We start from the raw sequence: 17,973 nt of genomic DNA, 5'->3' as shown, positions 1-17,973 counted from the left end.
TCAAAGATTTCGGCAATCTGCTTAAAATTCATTAAGGAAGGCTCTTGATTATAAAGGTTATAGGGTAGAGCTTTCCTAATTCATTACAAAAAAGAAGGAGGAAATAGAAATGTATGATTTGATTCTTAAAAATGCTAGAATCCCTCAAGGAGATAATACTGCATTAACTAATATTTTAGTTAAAGATGAAAAAATAGTAGGCTTTACAGACTGTATTGAAGGAGTAGAAGCTAAAGATACTATAGATGCAGGGGGACATTTAACCTTACCGGGATGTATTGATTCACATACACATTTCATGTATCAAGGTTTCCCTCATAGAGAAAATTTCTTAACAGGTACAGCAGCAGCAGCTGCTGGTGGAGTAACTACAATCATAGATATGCCATGCTGTTCAGTTCCATCAGCTAGAAGTGTTGATGAATTAAAACTGAAAATCGATGTATGCCAGCCACAGGCTGTAGTAGACTTTGCTATGTGGGGCGGAGTTACTGGGGAAGATGTTAGAGAAGGATGGCTACACAATGTCCAAGAACAAGCAGATTACGGAGTAGTTGCTTTTAAAGTATATATGACTCCGTCAGTTCCAACTTATCCAAGAGTTACTGACCCAGAAATGTATGAAGCATTTAGAGCTGTTGCTAAAACAGGTCTCCCAATAGGAATACACGCTGAAAACTTTGCTATGTGCGATTACTATGTTAAGGAGTTCCAAAAAGAAGGACGTATGGATGGTCCAGCTTGGGCAGAAGCAAGAATGGAATTAGCAGAGAAAGTTGCTATAGAACTAGGTATTAGCTTTGCAGAAGCTTCAGGTGCTAGACTTCACATAGTTCATATGAGCACTGGAATCGGTGCTAAATTAGTAGGAGAAGCTAAAAAGAAAGGTTTAAATGTAACTTCAGAATCTTGTCCTCATTATTTAACATTAAATTATCAAGAATCTATGACTATACATGGTGCAAATGCAAAAATTGCTCCGCCATTAAGAACTAAAAGAGATAACGAAGAGCAATGGGAAGGAATTAGGAACGGCAGTATAGATTTCATAGCTACAGACCATGCTCCTTATGAATTAGAAAGTGAAAAGATAAAAGAAGGACTGAATATTTGGACAGCATTTCCAGGAATACCAGGTGTTGAAACAATGGTGCCCGTAATAGTAAGTGAAGGATACAATAAAGGCAGAATTACACTAAGCAAGTTAGTGGACATTTTATCAACTAATGCTGCAAAACACTACGGCTTATATCCAAAGAAGGGTGCGCTACACATAGGTTCAGATGCTGACTTTACTATTATAGACCTTGATAAGAGATGGGTTATAGATCCTAAGAAACAAGCTTCAATGTGCGGATACACTCCACTTGAGGGAATGGAGCTAAAAGGAAGAGTAGTAAAGACTATAGTTCGTGGGCATTTAGTATATAAAGATGTAGATGAAAGTGTACTAACATTACTAACAGATGAAGAACTACAAAGAATAGTTCATGAGTACCCAGAAGGAGTTAGAGAAAGATATGCAGAAATATTTGAGAAATTCCCTAACTTGTACAGTGCTGAATACGAAAGAAGCTATAGAAAAGAACACCCAGAAGTAATAGATAAGCATGTAAGAGATATTAGGGGAATTCAAGTAAAACCTGGATTTGGTAGATTTGTTAAGAGACAAAGCATACAGGTTTTACCTAAAACAATAACATATTAATTACAATGGCTGTCATTAATTGAAGACTACACTAGGCTATAGGCCTCAGCTGGTGAAATATAAAAGCGTTTAAATTAGAGTAAAGGGAGAGAAATATAATGACAAGACAAGCGATATTAGTTATAGATATGCTAAATGATTTCATAGGAGAAAAAGCTCCGTTGAGATGTCCAGGAGGAGAGGAGATAATTCCTAATCTTCAAAAACTATTTAAATGGGTAAGAGAAAGAAATGCTCAAGGAAAAGATGATGTTCAATTAGTGCATATTCAAGAAGCCCATAGAGAAAAAGATGCAGACTTCAGGGTAAGACCTGTACATGCTGTTAAAGGAACTTGGGGTTCAGACTTCGTTAAAGAGCTTTATCCAGAAGCGGGCGAGTATATAATCCCTAAGAGAAGACATAGTGCTTTTTGGCATACTGATTTAGATTTATATTTAAGAGAAGAAAGTATAGATACAGTAGTAGTTACTGGAGTATGGACTAACGTATGTGTTAGATCTACTGCTGCAGATGCTTTAGCAAATGCTTATAAGGTAATTACATTAAGTGATGGAGTTCATTCAAAAACTGAAGAACAGCATAGACACGGATTAGTAGATCTTAGTATATTCACAAAGGTTATGACTATAGACGAATATATCGATGCATTTGAAAAAGGATTAGATCCATGGGTAGGAGCAGGAGATCCAGAAAATAAAGTTAAATAATTGTAAATTAGAATAATGTGATGACTGCCCTCTTAGGGCAGTCGTAACAAATTAAGTGAAAAGAAAGATATTATTATTTATACAAAAAGTCGCCAACTAAAAAATATAGAGACGACTTTTTGTGCCTGAATAATAAGTATTGTTTTATGACCTAATTTTATTTGGCTAATAGCAGAAAGTGAGGAAATGTCATATGAGAGTAATCGTTGGGATTTCTGGAGGCAGCGGTGGTATATATGGAGTAGCGCTTTTAAAGGTACTTCAAGAGCTAAACATAGAAACTCATCTCGTAGTGACTACAATGGGCGAATATGTAGTTGAACATGAATGTGGAGTAGGCCTTGAAGAATTAAAGGGATTAGCAACTTATTATCATGATAATAAAAATTTTGCAGCACCAATAGCAAGTGGTTCATTTAAAATAGACGCAATGGTGATTATTCCTTCTTCAATGAAAACCGTGGCATCCGTTGCACATGGTATATCAGATAATTTGTTAACAAGAGCTGCAGATGTTATAATAAAGGAGAAGAGGAAGCTAGTAATAGTTCCTAGAGAGACCCCACTTAGCACTATACATTTAGAAAATATGCTGAAATTAGCACAGGCAGGAGTAACAATACTACCTCCGACACCTGGATTTTATAATCATCCTGAAAGTATAGGAGATATTGTAGGTGCAATAGTAGGCAAGGTATTGGACCAGCTTGATATAGAACATAACATATCCAAAAGATGGGGAGAATAAAACTTGGAAGGAGGGAGAGCATGGAAAAACAAATGCTAAGGGCGACTCTAAGAAAGCTAGAGCAGTTTAGAGAATTAGAGGTTTGTAATGTAACTGTAGACCCTAAATTTGAATTAGGGGCTGTATTAAGATATTTTGAAAATGAAAAACCTATATTGTTCAACAAAGTCAAAGGATATGATATGCCTGTAGTAGGAGGCCTTTATGGAAATAGGGAGCTTTACTATATGATGACTGATACTACGCCTGAGGAAAGGCTATTTAAGTATATGGATGCTATAGCAAATCCTCAGCCTGCAAGACTAGTAGATAATGGACCAGTAAAGGAAAATATAGTTACTAGAAATATCGATATACAAAGAATGTTGCCAGTACCTACTTCACATGGTAAGGATGCATCAAGCTTTATAACGGCAGGTATGTTTGTAGTAAGGGACCCAGAAACAGGCTATACACACATGGCTGTTAGAAGGTTCCAAGTTCACAAAGGGAATATTATAAATGCACTTATATCTGGACATTCGCCAGCACTACGAGAGCAATTTGCTGAGTTTGAAAAGATGAATAAGCCATTAGAATGTGCAGTAGTACTTGGATATGACGCTACTTTCCTATTAGCATCTCAGATTGGTTCTAGAAAGTACGGTCTTAACAAATACGAGGTTGATAGTGCTTTAAGGGGAGAACCTCTTGAGCTTGTTAAATGTCATTCTGTTGATTTAGAAGTTCCTGCATATGCAGAAATGGTTCTTGAGGGTGTACTGCTTCCAAATAGACGCGAAATAGAGGGACCATTTGGTGAATTAATGAACTACTATGGAGAAGTAGCTCCAAATCCAGTAATGGAAGTTAGAACTATTATGCATAGAAATAATCCAATATTTCAGCATGCTTTTCCTTGTAGAGAGGAGCATCTCGCTAATGGTCTTGTTAGAGAGGCTGAGCTATATGCTGCTGTTAAAAATATGGTAGATGTTAAGGATGTAAACATTACAGTAGGTGGTGGTTGCAGATTACATGCCATTATCTCAATAAACAAGAAAAAAGAAGGAGATGGCAAGGCTGCAATATTAGCTGCATTCGGTGCGTTTTATGATATTAAGCATGTAGTTGTAGTAGATGAGGATATTGATATATATGATGTAAAGAGCGTAGAGCTAGCATTAGCTTCTAGAGTTCAGGCTTCGCAAGATGTAGTTATAGTGCCAGGAGCATTGGGTTCGGGGTTGGAAGCATCACATGTTGCTCGTGGAGTTACGGATAAAATGGGAATTGATGCTACAAAGCCTTTAGGTGAGAATGCGCATTTTTATGAGATGGCAGTGATTCCTGGATTTGAAGGAAAGATAGACATTCAAAAGTACTTTCCAGAAATGAAAAAATAATTAAAGGTGGTAATAGAGTATGAGACAGGCCATAGGTATGGTAGAAACCAGAAGTTTAGTCGCTGCTATACAGGCAGCTGATACTATGGTTAAGTCAGCTGATGTACACATAGTTGATGTGAATTTTGTCGGCTCTGGAGTCGTTGCTGTAATAGTATCAGGAGAAGTAGCCGCAGTAAAGGCAGCTGTAGATAATGCAGTAGAAGTAGTAAAGGGATTAGCAGAAATAATATCTACAAACGTCATAGCTAGACCTCATGACGAAGTAGATAAAATACTAGTATAGCTAAATGGTGGTGAATAAAATGGCTAACCCATTAGCAAGAGTAATTATGAATAATATTACTCAGAATAGTAAAATAGCTGATACGAGAAGTAATTATTCAAAAAATACTTATTCTATATCAACACTAGGTCAGAAAGAAGAGCAGCTATTGCTAAGTGTTATGAAAAAAAGTTCGGATAGAGCAGCTGGAACCTCCAAAACCTTAGAGACTCTTAGCTTATCATCTAAGTCAGCAGATTACAACAATAGAGGAGATTCCTTTGAGAAGGTTAAGCTTGGAGATTTGGTTAAAGGTAAAGTTAAATCTGGAAGCAGCAAGGCTACTGACATTAAATCAAATACTATGATGACCTTAAATGACTTAGCTGGCAGGATAAAGAAACCAAATGATAATCAAGCAAATAACGTAGGAAATTCAGCAAAGCAGAATAATACTAAAGATGTATATATAAAAACTGGAGTTATCAACAATTTAGAAGCTTATATTCCTAAGGTTTCTTTGGACTCAATAGGAAAAAAGGGCTCCTTACTATAGTGATAGGAAATAAGGAGGTGTAGTTGTGAAATCAGCTCTTGGATTAATCGAAGTAGTTGGATTAACTGCAGCTATTACAGCATTAGATGCTGCAAGTAAGGCGGCGGACGTAAAGCTTGTAGGAGTTGAGAAGGTAATTGGGGTCGACAAACTTGTAAGTGTTACTATAAACATTGCAGGAGAAGTAGCAGCAGTAAAAGCAGCTGTTGAAGCTGGAGTGTCTGCTGGTAACAAAGTTGGCAAGGTTGTATCTAGTCATGTAATACCTAGACCTCATGAAGAAGTTGATAAGTTAATTAGCGAATTTGAGAAAAATCTAAATACTAAAAAAGAAAATAAAAAATCTGAACCAAAAAAAGAGGAAAATGAAGATAAAAAAGCTAATACAGAAGAAAGCAAAAAGAAAACAAGTACAAAGTAATTAATCAAGGGAGGAATAATAATGAGTCAAGCGTTAGGAATGGTAGAAACTAAAGGTTTAGTAGGAGCTGTTGAGGCAGCAGATGCTATGGTTAAAGCGGCTAATGTTACATTAGTTGGATATGATAAAATAGGCTTCGGTCTTGTAACTGTTATGGTAAGAGGAGATGTTGGAGCAGTTAAAGCTGCAACAGATGCTGGTGCAGAAGCTGCTAGAAATGTAGGAGAGTTACATTCAGTACACGTAATACCAAGACCACACTCAGAAGTTGAAAGAGTAATACTTAAGAACTATGAATAAGGACTTTTATGTAAAAGCTACTATTAAATAGTATGTAGTAGCATAAACCTTATGGGGTGTTAGAACATGGATAAATATAATCAAACTAGCGATATAGTTAGTCAATTAGTACAAAAGATAAAAGTCGAATATAACCCAAGGGAAGTAGCTGGATTAAGACATCAGTATCAGCCTTACTTAAATAGACATGTATTAGCTGTGTTCACAGGTACTAATTTTGGTCTTGACGAATCACTTAAAGAGCTTTCAAAAGCAAGGCGCTACGGCTTTACATTTGATATTGCCATAACTGAAAACGGGGAAGATATTATTGGTATACAAGGAATAGCCTCTATAAAATCTACCCTGCAAGCAGATATGGTGTATACACAAAAAGATAAACCGATTTTTGGAGAGATATTAGAAAGCGTAGATGGTATAATAGTGCCTATGACAACCCAAGACACTGCTGCTAAACTAGCCTTAGGAATACAAGATTGCTTTGTGTCAACTCTATTGTGGCAAGGCTTATGGCATGGCAAAAAGATACTTGTGGACTTTGAAAATGTACTTGAGTATAGGGGAAATAAGTCTAAGGTACCAATGCTTCAACAGATTATGAATGACTATGTAGAAAAGCTTCAGAATATGGGAGTAAAAGGTATTGATAAAAAAGATTATCTTGTGGAGATGCTAAATGTTTTTAGGGACAGCCCAATGCCTGAAAATACTACTACTCACAACTCTCAAAATGCAGTTGCACAAGAAAACCATAGTTCTCGTCAAGTTATAACAGAGAAAGACTTAATTAAAATGAGAGCCAATAACAATGAAGTGACTGTACCTATGGGAACAATTATAACTCCTCTAGCATACGACAGGGCAAAAGAACTAGGAATAAGGATAATCAAGGGACATTAGAATAAAGGAGTGATAAAATGCAATTAGGTAGGGTTATAGGTACGGTAGTTGCAACAAGAAAAAGTGAAAGCCTAGTAGGAAGCAAGCTTTTAATAACACAGCCTATTGATATAGACTCTAAGCCTTCAGGAAAGCCTATTATAGCAGTAGATACAGTAGGTGCAGGCATAGGAGAGATAGTATTTTATGCAACCGGAACTGCATCTAGAAATGCTGCAGATAAGAAAAATGCGGCAATCGATGCTGCTATTGTAGGTATAGTGGATAATATGGATGTATATAAAGAACTTATTGATGAGTAACAAGGGAAAGGAGGCAAAAGTTTGTTAAAGCCACAGGATATAAAACAAGCAATGGAATATAGAGAGCTAATCGATGTATTAATGTCAGATAAGCATTTTGCTGACATAGTACTTTATAACGGTAATGTGATAAATGTAATGACGAGAGAAGTCTATACAGCAGATATTGCAATAAAAGGAGAATATATAGTACTTGTTGGCGACTGCCAATCGCTAATAGGACCAGATACAAAGGTTGTAGATGTGAGAGGATTGTATTTATCACCGGGATTTATGGATTCACATATGCACTTTGAAAGTAGTATGTTAACTATTACTGAGTTCTCAAGGCTGTCTATACCATCTGGCACCACTACTTTAATAGCTGACCCACACGAGATCGGTAATGCCCTAGGACCAATAGCTATGAAAGCTATGGCTGATGAATGCAATGTAGTCCCAAATTTTGTAAGGCTACAGGTTCCAGCTTTAACTCCTGATGCACCAAGATTAGAAACAGCAGGTGTTGATATAAATTCTAAAGACATGGAGGATCTCTTAAATTATCCAAATATATTTGGTATAGGAGAGCTACAGGGTTTTTCTCTTGCTAAACATGTGTATAAAAATACACCAGAAATAATAACAGACCTATTAACATCAACTACTTATGCTAAAAGCATAGGAAAGCCAGTTGATGGCAATGCTCCAGAATTGTTTGGCGCAGATTTAGCGGCTCATATAATATGCTGTGGAGGAACTTGTTCTTGCCACGAAACAACAACTAAAGAAGAGTGTGTAGAAAAACTAAGACAGGGTGTATACGTCTTTATGAGGGAAGGCTCTACTCAAAGAAATATGGCTGAGTGTATAAGAGCCGTAACAGAGGAAGGACTTGACTCAAGAAGACTCATATTAGTTACAGATGATATGGTAGCTGAAGATTTGGAAAAATCAGGCCATATGAACGATATCATTAGAAGAACAATAAGAGAAGGGGTAGACCCTATTGAAGCTATACAAATGGCAACAATAAATCCCGCAACTTATTGGGGATTAAACGATAGAGGAGCTCTTTTACCAGGCAGAGTAGCTGATATAGCAGTTATTAGTGATATAAAAGAAATGACTGTTGAAGCTGTGTTTATAAAAGGCGAATTAGTAGCTTCCCAAGGGCAGCTATTAATAGATCTACCAAAATATACTTATCCAGATGTAGTTAAGAATTCAGTAAAAAGAGCACCTATAACTGAAGAGGATTTAGAAATTAAAGCAGATGGAAATACTGCTACGGTTAGATACATTCAGGCAATACCAGATCAAAACTTAACAGGAACTGGTGAAGCTCAGGTTAGAGTTAATAGAGGCATAGTAGAAGCAGATGTCAAACAGGATGTAATATACTTAGCTAATATAGAGAGATACGGACGCAACGGAAACATCGGTAAAACTATGGTTAAAGGAATTGGATTAAAGCAAGGTGCATTTGCACAATCAATTGCTCATGATACTCATAATATAACAGTTACAGGAACTAACTTAAGGGATATGGTTGCTGCTGTGAATAGAGTTATAGAAATGGGCGGTGGAGTTGCTGTTGCTAATAATGGAAGAGTTTTAGATGAATTAGCACTTCCAGTTGGAGGACTTATAACAGACGAATTAACAGGTCCAGAGGTAAGCGCTAAGATAGCAAGCTTAGAGTCAACTGTAAGAGAACAGCTAGGTGGAACACTACATGCCCCATTTATGCATGTGTCATTCTTAGCTTTATCAACAAGTCCAAAGTGGAAAATAAGCGACAAGGGATTAATAGATGTAGATAACTTTGAGATCCTTGATCCAGTAGTTAGATAATGGTTGCTGACCCAAGCTTCTACACTTAACGTAGAAGCTTGGGCATAAAAATAATAACGGTAAAACGTTTTCCTTGCTATAACTAGTAAGTGCATAAAAGTGATATGCATTTACTAGTCATAACAATATTCATACTATTATATATACCTTATTTATGGCAATTAAAGAAATAGCGATTGTGTACAAGCTATAATTAAGCAGATATAAATAAAACATTAACTGCTTAATTAGCTATCTTAAGATAATAATTATCTTAAGATATGCATAATAGAATATAGAAAGGAGGGTAGCTGCTAGAGAGATATTTTTTACAAAGGAAGAATTTTTATAGGGAAAAATAAAAAATAGGGGGTTTAATAATGAGTAATAATTCGCATGCTCAAACAGGTTTCTTAGAGAGAACATTTAAGTTAAGTGAGAACAAAACTAATGTTAAGACAGAAATCATCGCTGGTATTACTACATTTATGACAATGGGCTATATTTTAGCTGTAAATCCTAACATTCTTTCAGCTGCAAATATGGACCAAGGTGGAGTATTTACAGCTACAGCATTATCAGCAATTATAGCTACATTAATCATGGCTTTTTATGCTAACTATCCATTTGTTTTAGCTCCTGGAATGGGACTAAATGCATTCTTTGCTTTTACTGTTTGTGGGGTTATGGGACACTCATGGGAATTTGCTTTAACAGCAGTATTCTTAGAAGGTATTATTTTCATTTTAATGTCTTTCGTCAATGCACGTGAAGCAATAGTAAACGCAATACCTATGAACTTAAAGAATGCAGTTTCAGTTGGTATTGGATTATTTATAGCTTTTATTGGATTCCAAGGAGCAGGTATTATAGTTGGAGATGATGCTACTCTAGTAAAACTTGGAAGCCTTACAGAACCAGCTGCTATAGTTGCTATACTAGGAATCATAATTACAGGTATTCTTTTATATAAGAAGGTTAGAGGTGCTATTTTAATAGGTATATTAATTTCCACAGTCATAGGTTTACCTCTTGGGGTTACACCAATACCTGATAATCTAGTTTCACTTCCACCATCATTATCAAAAGTTGCATTTAAATTAAACTTCTCTGAAATATTTACTCTTGATATGCTAGTGGTAATGTTTACATTCTTGTTTGTGGACGTATTTGATACTATAGGAACACTAGTGGGAGTTGCTTCAAAAGCTGATATGCTTGATGAAAAAGGAACTTTACCAAGAGTTAAGCCTGCATTGTTTGCAGATGCTGTTGGTACAACTGTAGGAGCACTTTTAGGAACAAGTACAGTTACAACATATGTAGAGAGTGCTTCAGGAGTTGCTGAAGGTGGTAGAACAGGGCTTACAGCGCTTACATCAGCTATATTGTTTGCACTTGCACTATTCCTTGCTCCTATATTTGGTATTATACCAACTGCAGCTACTGCTCCAGCACTTGTAATAGTTGGACTATTCATGATGTCACCAATTATGAAGATTGATCTAGATGATTTCACAGAGGCTATACCAGCTTTCTTAACAATTATCATGATGCCAATAGCATATAGTATTGCAGAAGGTATAGTATTTGGTATGGTTTCATATGCAGTATTAAAGCTTTTAACTGGAAGAGGAAAAGAAGTATCACCAGTAGTTTATATATTATCCATATTGTTTGTGTTAAAATATATTTTCCTTTAGAATTAAAATTCCGCTCCCTTTCTAGGGAGCGGAGCTTTAAAATAAGCTTTTCATGTCATCCATTTATGGTGAAAATTGAGTTCAGAACATTCCTTAGTATTTTCCCACTTATTTCATATATTCTGAGTTTACTTTTTATTGTAAAATCGAAACTATATCAGCGAAACATTGCCATATCATAGTTTTACAATAATTATACATCAAGTGTGCTAACAGAAAACAAATTAATATTTTGGGTATATATTATATGAGGGGTTATAATATTTTTACTAGTGAAATTGAGGAGGACGGATATATGTCTATAAAATATGTTCATAAGCCAGAGACTATCCAAGAAGCAGTTGAACTTTTATACCAATATAAAGGAAAAGGGAAAATTATTGCTGGAGGTACAGATTTAGTTATAGAAATTAAAAATCGCAAGACAAATTTTGAAGCCTTAATAGATGTATCTAGTATAAAGGAAATGTCATTTATTAGAATAGAAAATGGAATAGTTGAAATTGGTGGTGCTACAACCTTTACAGAAATAGCAAAATCTAAATTACTTAGCAGCAGACTTGCAGGATTAAAGGAAGCTGCTCATTCTATAGGCTCACCTCAGATTAGAAACAAAGGAACTATTGGAGGAAACATTTGCAATGGTTCTCCTGCAGCAGATACAGTCCCTCCACTTTTAGCACTAGATGCAGTTGCAGTAGTAAAAAGCAAACATGAAGAGAGAGAAGTCTTAGTAGAAGAATTGCTTTTAGACAAGGGGAAGGTTGCCTTAAGAGATGACGAACTACTTGTATCTGTAAAGTTTAAGAATCCAAGTCATAAGGAGATTTTATCATTTAGTAAACTAGGCCTTAGGAAAGCGCTTGCCATTTCTAGGATATGCACAAGTGTGTTTATAGAATTTGATGAAGAAAAAATCTGTAAGGAAATCAGAATAGCTAATGGCTCTCTGGGAAGATTTGGAATGAGAGAAAGAGAAACTGAACAATTCTTTAAGGATAAAGTGCTAAATGAAGAAGTCATTGAAGAAGGAGTAAATTTTATGCAGCAACAAGTTGCCAAAAGACTAGCTGGAAGATCGACGGTTGAGTTTAAAAGTGCAGCTGTTAAAGGTGTGTTAAGAAATGCTTTGAACAATGCTATTAATTTTAATGGTTAGATTTCATATATTCATTTTGCAGAGGGAAGGTGAAAGCTATGAAAACAATAGAACTTAATGTAAATAGAAAAATGTACAAAGTGGAAATTGAAGAAGATATGAGACTTATAGATGTTATAAGGGATAAATTGGGTTTTTTAGGAACCAAGGAAGGCTGTGGAGAAGGAGAATGCGGAGCTTGTACTGTAATTATGGATGGAGAAACGGTGGCTTCATGTCTTGTAATGGCCTTTCAAGCCGAAGGGAAAGAAATAATCACTATAGAAGCTATGGAAGATGAAAATGGAATTGACCCCATCCAGCAGGCTTTTTTAGATGAAGGTGCAGTTCAATGCGGATTTTGCATACCTGGAATGGTGTTATCAGCAAAAGTACTATTAGACAAAAATCCTACTCCAAATAGAAGTGAAATAAGAGAGGCAATATCAGGAAACCTTTGTCGTTGCACTGGCTATAATAAAATTGTGAATGCGATTGAGAAGGCTGCAAAAGATTTACAAGGAGGGGAGTAGAAGTGAAGCTAGATGTAGTAGGGAGAAGCTTAATTAGAGTAGATGGACTTTCTAAGGTTACAGGAAAAGCCATATACCCTCAGGACATATACATGGAAGGAATGCTCTATGGCAAAACTTTAAGATCTACAAAACCTCATGCATATTTTAAATTAGACATTACGGAAGCATTAAAGATAGATGGAGTAGTAAAAATACTGACTGCAGAGGACGTACCAGGACACAACAGCCATGGAGTACTGTTTAAGGATCATGAAGTTCTTTGCAATAAAAAAGTGAGGAGAGTCGGGGATCCAATGGCTTTTGTGGTAGCTGAATCAGAAAAGATAGGAGATGAAGCATTAAAAGCTATAAAGGTTGAGTATGAAGAGTTAGAGGCTTTATTTGATCCTTCTGAAGCAATGAAGGAAACTGCTCCGCAGATACATGAAGGAAACAGCAACATAGTATATCACTATAAGCTTAGAAAAGGAAACATTGAAGAAGCCTTTAAAGAATGTCATGTCTTAGTGGAAAATGAGTATTTTGTGCCAATGGTTGATCATGCATTTTTACAGCCTGAAGCTGGAATTGCATATATGGAGGAGGATGGTACAGTAGTTGTAGCAGTTGCAACACAATATCCTCATTTTGATCAGATAGAAGTAGCCGAAGCCTTAGGCATACCAACTGAAAGGATTAAAATAATCAATCCAGCTGTGGGTGGAGCTTTTGGTGGAAGAGAAGATATTACTATGCAGATACATCTGGCAATGGCGGCAAAAATTACTGGCAAGCCAGTGAAAGCTATATATTCAAGAGAAGAGTCATTTGAAGCTCACAGCAAAAGACACTCTGTAAAAATGAAATATAAAACTGGTGCTACAAAGGAAGGAAAGCTGCTAGCTATGGAAGCAACTCTAATAGGAGATACAGGTGCCTATGCTTCTTGGGCTATAAATGTTATGAGAAAATCCGGAGTTCATGCTACTGGTCCTTATGAAATACCAAATGTAAAGGTTGATAGCTATTCTATATATACTAACAATCCATTTGCAGGAGCTATGAGAGGCTTTGGTGCAGCTCAAGTACCAATTGCATATGAGCAGCAAATGGATATGTTGGCAGAGAAGCTCAACATTGATCCAGTGACATTTAGATTAAAAAACATATTTAGAGTAGGTTCAGAAACGGCTACAGGACAATTATTGGATGAAAGTGTTCCACTAGATAGATGTATAGAAGAAGTGGAAAAGAATATGAACTTTATAGAAAGATTCAAAGGTGGTGTAGCCCAATGAAAAAACGAGGTATAGGATTTGCAACTATGTTTTATGGAACGGGATACGGCAATGGCTTTCCAGACGTTTCAACTGCTGTTGCTGAGCTAAAAAAAGATGGAAAGATAGTCATATACGTTGGAGCTACAGAAGTTGGGCAAGGTGCAAAGACGATAATGAGTCAAATACCAGCAGAGGTTTTAGGTGTAAAAGTAGAAGATATAATTTTCATATGTGAGGACACAAGCATTACACCAGATGCAGGTACAGCAGCGGCTAGCAGGCAAACATATAATACTGGTAATGCAATAAAAAAAGCTGCGGAGGCTTTAAGAGATGAAATAATCAAAATCGCAGTTGAAATGCTGGAAGTAAACAGCGATACAGGCTTAGTAATTAAGGAAGGAAGTGTATATATCAAAACCTTCCCAAGCAAAAAAGTAGCTTTTACAGAAATAGCTGAAAAAATAGGTGATGAATTATTAAGAAAAGAAGCTACTTTTATAGCACATTCTACCAAAATGGATGAAGAAACAGGTCAGGGCTCACCATACTGGCCATATACCTTTGGAGCATGTGGAGTAGAAGTTGAAGTAGATACAGAAACAGGATATGTTGAAATAATAAAGGCTACAGTTGCTCAAGACGTTGGTAAGGCCATAAATCCTACATTGATAGAAGGACAGATAGATGGTGGCTTTGCAATGGGCTATGGCTATGCAATATTAGAAAATTTAAATGTTGTAAAAGGACATATAAAGAACAATAGGTTTACAAACTATTTAATACCTACTGCCATGGATATGCCAGAGGTAGATAAGATTATAGTAGAGGACCCAGAATCTACTGGACCCTTTGGAGCAAAGGGAATTGGGGAGCCTGTAATGATATACGTTGCTCCAGCAATATTAAATGCCATATATAATGCGGTAGGTATTAGAATGACCGAAATACCAGTTACACCTGAAAAACTGCTTAAGGCTTTGAATGAAAATAAATAATGAATTGAATTTATTGTAGCGAAGAATTAATTCTTCGCTACTCTATAAATGGGGATAAACTAGATAAGAGAATGGGAGGTTTTGAGATGAGATCGGAAATCAAGCAAAAAATAGATTTAGCATACGGTAGAATAAAATCAGAGCTGGTTCTTAAAAATGCTAGAATTGTAAATGTATTTTCTCATGAAATAGTTGATGGAGATATAGCCATACATCAAGGGAAGATAGTCGGTATAGGTAATTATGCCGGTGAAGCAGAGGTAGATTTAGAAGGCAGGTTTGTGGCACCTGGGCTTATTGATGGTCATGTTCATATAGAATCTTCCATGGTATCTCCTACGCAGTTTGCTAGGGCCGTGGTACCAAGAGGGACTACAACAATAATTGCAGACCCACATGAGATAGCTAATGTAAAAGGGATAGAAGGAATCAAGTATATGCTTGAGGCAAGTGAGGACTTACCATTAAATGCATACTTCATGCTTCCTTCATGTGTACCTGCCACATCTTTTGAAACATCTGGGGCAAAGCTATTGGCTGATGATCTAGCTGAATTAATTAATCATGAAAGAGTATTGGGTCTTGGGGAACTTATGAATTATCCAGGAGTTATTGGTGGAGATGAAGAAATAGTTGATAAAATTAGACTAGCTAGAGAGCATAACAAGCTAATAGATGGTCATGGGCCTGAAATAAAGGATAAAGAATTAAATGCTTATGTAGCGGCAGGAGTATTGACAGAACATGAGTGTTCAACAGTAGAAGAAATGCTCAATAGACTTAGATTAGGAATGTATATTCTAATTAGGCAAGGATCTGCTGCTAGAAATCTTAAGGAATTAGTTAGAGGATTAAAAAGAGAGAATATGAGAAGGTGCTTATTCTGTACAGATGATAAGCATCCAGAGGATATATTATTAACTGGACACATAGATAACAATGTAAGGCTTGCCATAAGAAATGGCATCGACCCAATCTCTGCTATTCAGATGGCTACCATAAATGCGGCTCAGTGTTATAGACTAAAAAATATTGGAGCCATAGCTCCCGGGTATAATGCAGATTTAATAATAGTAGATGACCTTAAGGATTTCAATGTGCTGCAAGTATATAAAGATGGAAAACTAGTTGGAGATAATAAAGAGCCCTTATTTGATGTGAAAGATTTTGACAGCTCAAATGTCACTGATACAGTAAGGATTAAGGCAGTAATTAAGGATGACCTAAAAATCTCAATAGACAATGATATAGCAAATGTTATAAGGCTACTTCCCCATAGTCTAGTTACTCAGAAGGTAGTTAGAAAAGTTGATGTAGAGAATAGGGAATTTAAGAATAACAAGAATCTAGACATATTAAAGCTTGCTGTTATTGAAAGGCATAATGCTACAGGAAATGTTGGATTAGGTCTTGTTGAAGATTTTAGGCTGAAAAATGGAGCAATAGCATTAACAATAGCTCACGATTCTCACAATCTGATTGCTATTGGGGATAATGACGAAGATATGCTATTAGCAATAAATGAAGTTGCTAGAGTTGGAGGCGGCATTGCTATAGTCTCAAAAGGAAATGTTCAAAGAACTTTAAGGCTGCCTATAGCTGGGATTATGTCAGATGAATCAATGGAGAAAGTAAATGAAAAGCTGGCAGAGATGTTAAATATAGCATATGAACAGCTTGGAGTAAATACAGACATTGATCCATTTATGACATTATCATTTTTAGCTTTGCCAGTTATTCCAGAGCTTAAGGTTACAGATATAGGGCTATTTGATGTTTCGAGATTTGACTTTATTGACTTATCAATAGAAGAGTAAATATGAAAATGAGAATGGATGTTTCATTCCTATTTTCACAAAACACTGATCTTTACATGAATCTTAAATCAATCTGTTGTGCTAGTCCATAACAATTGCTGTGCGTTTAAGCCAATCAATTATTTAAAATTCTTGCCATGATAGATGAAAATGATATAATATATCAAGTAGGATTATCAATTAATTTGCTTTCAAGATTTTAATATAAATAAAACTCATGTATCATTAAAACTTAGTTTAGGTAGGGTCTTAATTAACTAACCCTATCTGATTCTTCATTAGCGTTATGTATCAAAATACACATCGTTGTTCACATTTGACATAAGCTATAAAACAATTGTTCAAAATGCATTTAAAATAAACCCTTTATAAACTTAGGAGGAATTATAATGAAAAAGGTAAATGTAGAAGTAGCGGCTGGACTGGTATTAGCACATGATCTTACTAAAATAGTGCCAGGACAGTTTAAAGGCGCAGCATTTAAGAAAGGACATATTATAAAGCCAGAAGATATTGAAATATTAAAGGATATGGGTAAAAACCACATAAATGTAATGGAACTTACAGAAAACGATATCCATGAGGATGATGCAGCCATTAGAATAGGAACAGCCATATCTGGGGTCGGAGTTTATACTACCCAGCCTTCTGAAGGAAAAGTAACTATCAAAGCTAAGGAAAGGGGACTTTTAAAAATAAACCTAGAAGCCTTAGAAGCTGTCAATGATATAGAGTTAATCATCATTGCAACTATGCATAATAATACTGTAGTTGATAAAGACCAAGCAGTTGCAGGAACAAGAATAATACCTCTTGCTATTGAAAAAGATAAAATTGAAAGAATCGAGAAAATTTGCAATGATTTAGGAACTATAGTTTCTGTGAAGGAGCTTAAGTCTCTAAAGGCAGGCATAGTAGTTACAGGCTCAGAGGTTTACCATGGTAGGATAACAGATAAGTTTGGTCCAGTATTAGAGGAAAAAGTGAGATTTTATGGGGGAACAGCATTAGGCATTAAATATGCATCAGACGATACTGAAATGATACAAGACTCTATAAATTCATTCATAGAGCAGGGTGCTGATATTATACTTACATCAGGTGGTATGTCAGTAGATGCAGATGACGTAACTCCCACATCTATTAGAAATATGTCAGACAGAGTAATCACATACGGTTCACCAGTATTGCCAGGAGCTATGTTTATGATTGCATATAGGGGAGACACTCCTATACTTGGAGTTCCTGCCTGTGGAATGTATCACAAAACAACAGTGTTAGACTTGATTTTACCTAGAATAATGGCAGGAGAAGTTCTTTCGAGAAAAGATATAACAAGTCTAGGACATGGAGGGCTTTGCTTAAATTGCAGAGTATGCCACTATCCAGTATGTCCCTTTGGGAAGTAGGTA

At 36.0% G+C, this 17,973-nt stretch carries 18 protein-coding genes; all 18 read left to right on the top strand.

Going from position 1 to position 17,973, the window contains the following annotated elements:
• Nucleotides 1-109 precede the first annotated feature (109 nt).
• The 18 genes from QO263_RS02250 to QO263_RS02170 all read left to right on the top strand — a co-directional run bounded on the left by QO263_RS02250 (nt 110) and on the right by QO263_RS02170 (nt 17,970).
• Nucleotides 110-1,708, top strand: coding sequence for a dihydroorotase (locus tag QO263_RS02250; protein ID WP_285625971.1), 1,599 nt, complete (start codon nt 110-112; stop codon nt 1,706-1,708).
• A gap of 98 nt (nt 1,709-1,806) precedes the next feature.
• The gene (locus QO263_RS02245) at nt 1,807-2,418 is read left to right on the top strand and encodes a cysteine hydrolase family protein (protein ID WP_285625969.1); all 612 of its coding nucleotides are present in this window, start codon (nt 1,807-1,809) and stop codon (nt 2,416-2,418) included.
• Between the two features lie 193 nt (nt 2,419-2,611).
• Nucleotides 2,612-3,166, top strand: a complete 555-nt coding sequence (locus tag QO263_RS02240; protein ID WP_285625966.1) for a UbiX family flavin prenyltransferase — start codon at nt 2,612-2,614, stop codon at nt 3,164-3,166.
• Nucleotides 3,167-3,186: 20 nt separating this feature from the next.
• Nucleotides 3,187-4,551, top strand: coding sequence for a UbiD family decarboxylase (locus QO263_RS02235; protein ID WP_285625964.1), 1,365 nt, complete (start codon nt 3,187-3,189; stop codon nt 4,549-4,551).
• A 19-nt stretch (nt 4,552-4,570) separates the two neighbouring features.
• Complete coding sequence (locus tag QO263_RS02230; RefSeq protein ID WP_285625961.1) at nt 4,571-4,837, top strand: BMC domain-containing protein; 267 nt, start codon at nt 4,571-4,573, stop codon at nt 4,835-4,837.
• A 19-nt stretch (nt 4,838-4,856) separates the two neighbouring features.
• A complete protein-coding gene (locus QO263_RS02225; RefSeq protein WP_285625958.1) occupies nt 4,857-5,372 on the top strand; it encodes a hypothetical protein in 516 nt (171 codons plus the stop codon).
• A gap of 25 nt (nt 5,373-5,397) precedes the next feature.
• On the top strand, nt 5,398-5,793 hold the full coding sequence (locus QO263_RS02220) for a BMC domain-containing protein (protein WP_352169239.1): 396 nt from the start codon (nt 5,398-5,400) through the stop codon (nt 5,791-5,793).
• 18 nt (nt 5,794-5,811) lie between these two features.
• Nucleotides 5,812-6,093, top strand: a complete 282-nt coding sequence (locus QO263_RS02215) for a BMC domain-containing protein (protein WP_285629168.1) — start codon at nt 5,812-5,814, stop codon at nt 6,091-6,093.
• A gap of 66 nt (nt 6,094-6,159) precedes the next feature.
• Nucleotides 6,160-6,993 (top strand): hypothetical protein, encoded by an 834-nt coding sequence (locus QO263_RS02210; RefSeq protein ID WP_285625956.1) that lies wholly within the window; start codon nt 6,160-6,162, stop codon nt 6,991-6,993.
• A 17-nt stretch (nt 6,994-7,010) separates the two neighbouring features.
• Complete coding sequence (locus tag QO263_RS02205; protein ID WP_285625953.1) at nt 7,011-7,295, top strand: EutN/CcmL family microcompartment protein; 285 nt, start codon at nt 7,011-7,013, stop codon at nt 7,293-7,295.
• 21 nt (nt 7,296-7,316) lie between these two features.
• The gene (locus tag QO263_RS02200; protein ID WP_285625951.1) at nt 7,317-9,131 is read left to right on the top strand and encodes an adenine deaminase; all 1,815 of its coding nucleotides are present in this window, start codon (nt 7,317-7,319) and stop codon (nt 9,129-9,131) included.
• Nucleotides 9,132-9,490: 359 nt separating this feature from the next.
• The gene (locus tag QO263_RS02195) at nt 9,491-10,813 is read left to right on the top strand and encodes an NCS2 family permease (protein ID WP_285625949.1); all 1,323 of its coding nucleotides are present in this window, start codon (nt 9,491-9,493) and stop codon (nt 10,811-10,813) included.
• A gap of 295 nt (nt 10,814-11,108) precedes the next feature.
• Nucleotides 11,109-11,972, top strand: coding sequence for an FAD binding domain-containing protein (locus tag QO263_RS02190; protein ID WP_285625946.1), 864 nt, complete (start codon nt 11,109-11,111; stop codon nt 11,970-11,972).
• A 38-nt stretch (nt 11,973-12,010) separates the two neighbouring features.
• Entirely contained in the window at nt 12,011-12,484 is a 474-nt protein-coding gene (locus QO263_RS02185; RefSeq protein ID WP_285625943.1) for a (2Fe-2S)-binding protein, read from the top strand.
• Between the two features lie 2 nt (nt 12,485-12,486).
• Complete coding sequence (locus tag QO263_RS18950; protein ID WP_352169235.1) at nt 12,487-13,764, top strand: xanthine dehydrogenase family protein molybdopterin-binding subunit; 1,278 nt, start codon at nt 12,487-12,489, stop codon at nt 13,762-13,764.
• Nucleotides 13,761-14,744 carry a xanthine dehydrogenase family protein molybdopterin-binding subunit gene (locus QO263_RS18945; protein WP_352169233.1) on the top strand — a complete coding sequence of 328 codons (984 nt, stop codon included), beginning with the start codon at nt 13,761-13,763 and terminating at the stop codon, nt 14,742-14,744. The genes QO263_RS18950 and QO263_RS18945 overlap by 4 nt, the downstream gene beginning before the upstream one ends.
• Before the next feature lie 86 nt (nt 14,745-14,830).
• A complete protein-coding gene (gene ade, locus QO263_RS02175) occupies nt 14,831-16,561 on the top strand; it encodes an adenine deaminase (protein WP_285625940.1) in 1,731 nt (576 codons plus the stop codon).
• Nucleotides 16,562-16,950: 389 nt separating this feature from the next.
• A complete protein-coding gene (locus QO263_RS02170) occupies nt 16,951-17,970 on the top strand; it encodes a molybdopterin-binding protein (protein ID WP_285625937.1) in 1,020 nt (339 codons plus the stop codon).
• Nucleotides 17,971-17,973: the final 3 nt, after the last annotated feature.

Origin of the sequence: Proteiniborus sp. MB09-C3, from assembly GCF_030263895.1 — a bacterium.
Taxonomy (GTDB): Bacteria; Bacillota; Clostridia; order Tissierellales; family Proteiniboraceae; genus Proteiniborus.
Note: the sequence above shows the minus strand (reverse complement) of the source record. Positions and strands in the feature narration are given on the sequence as shown.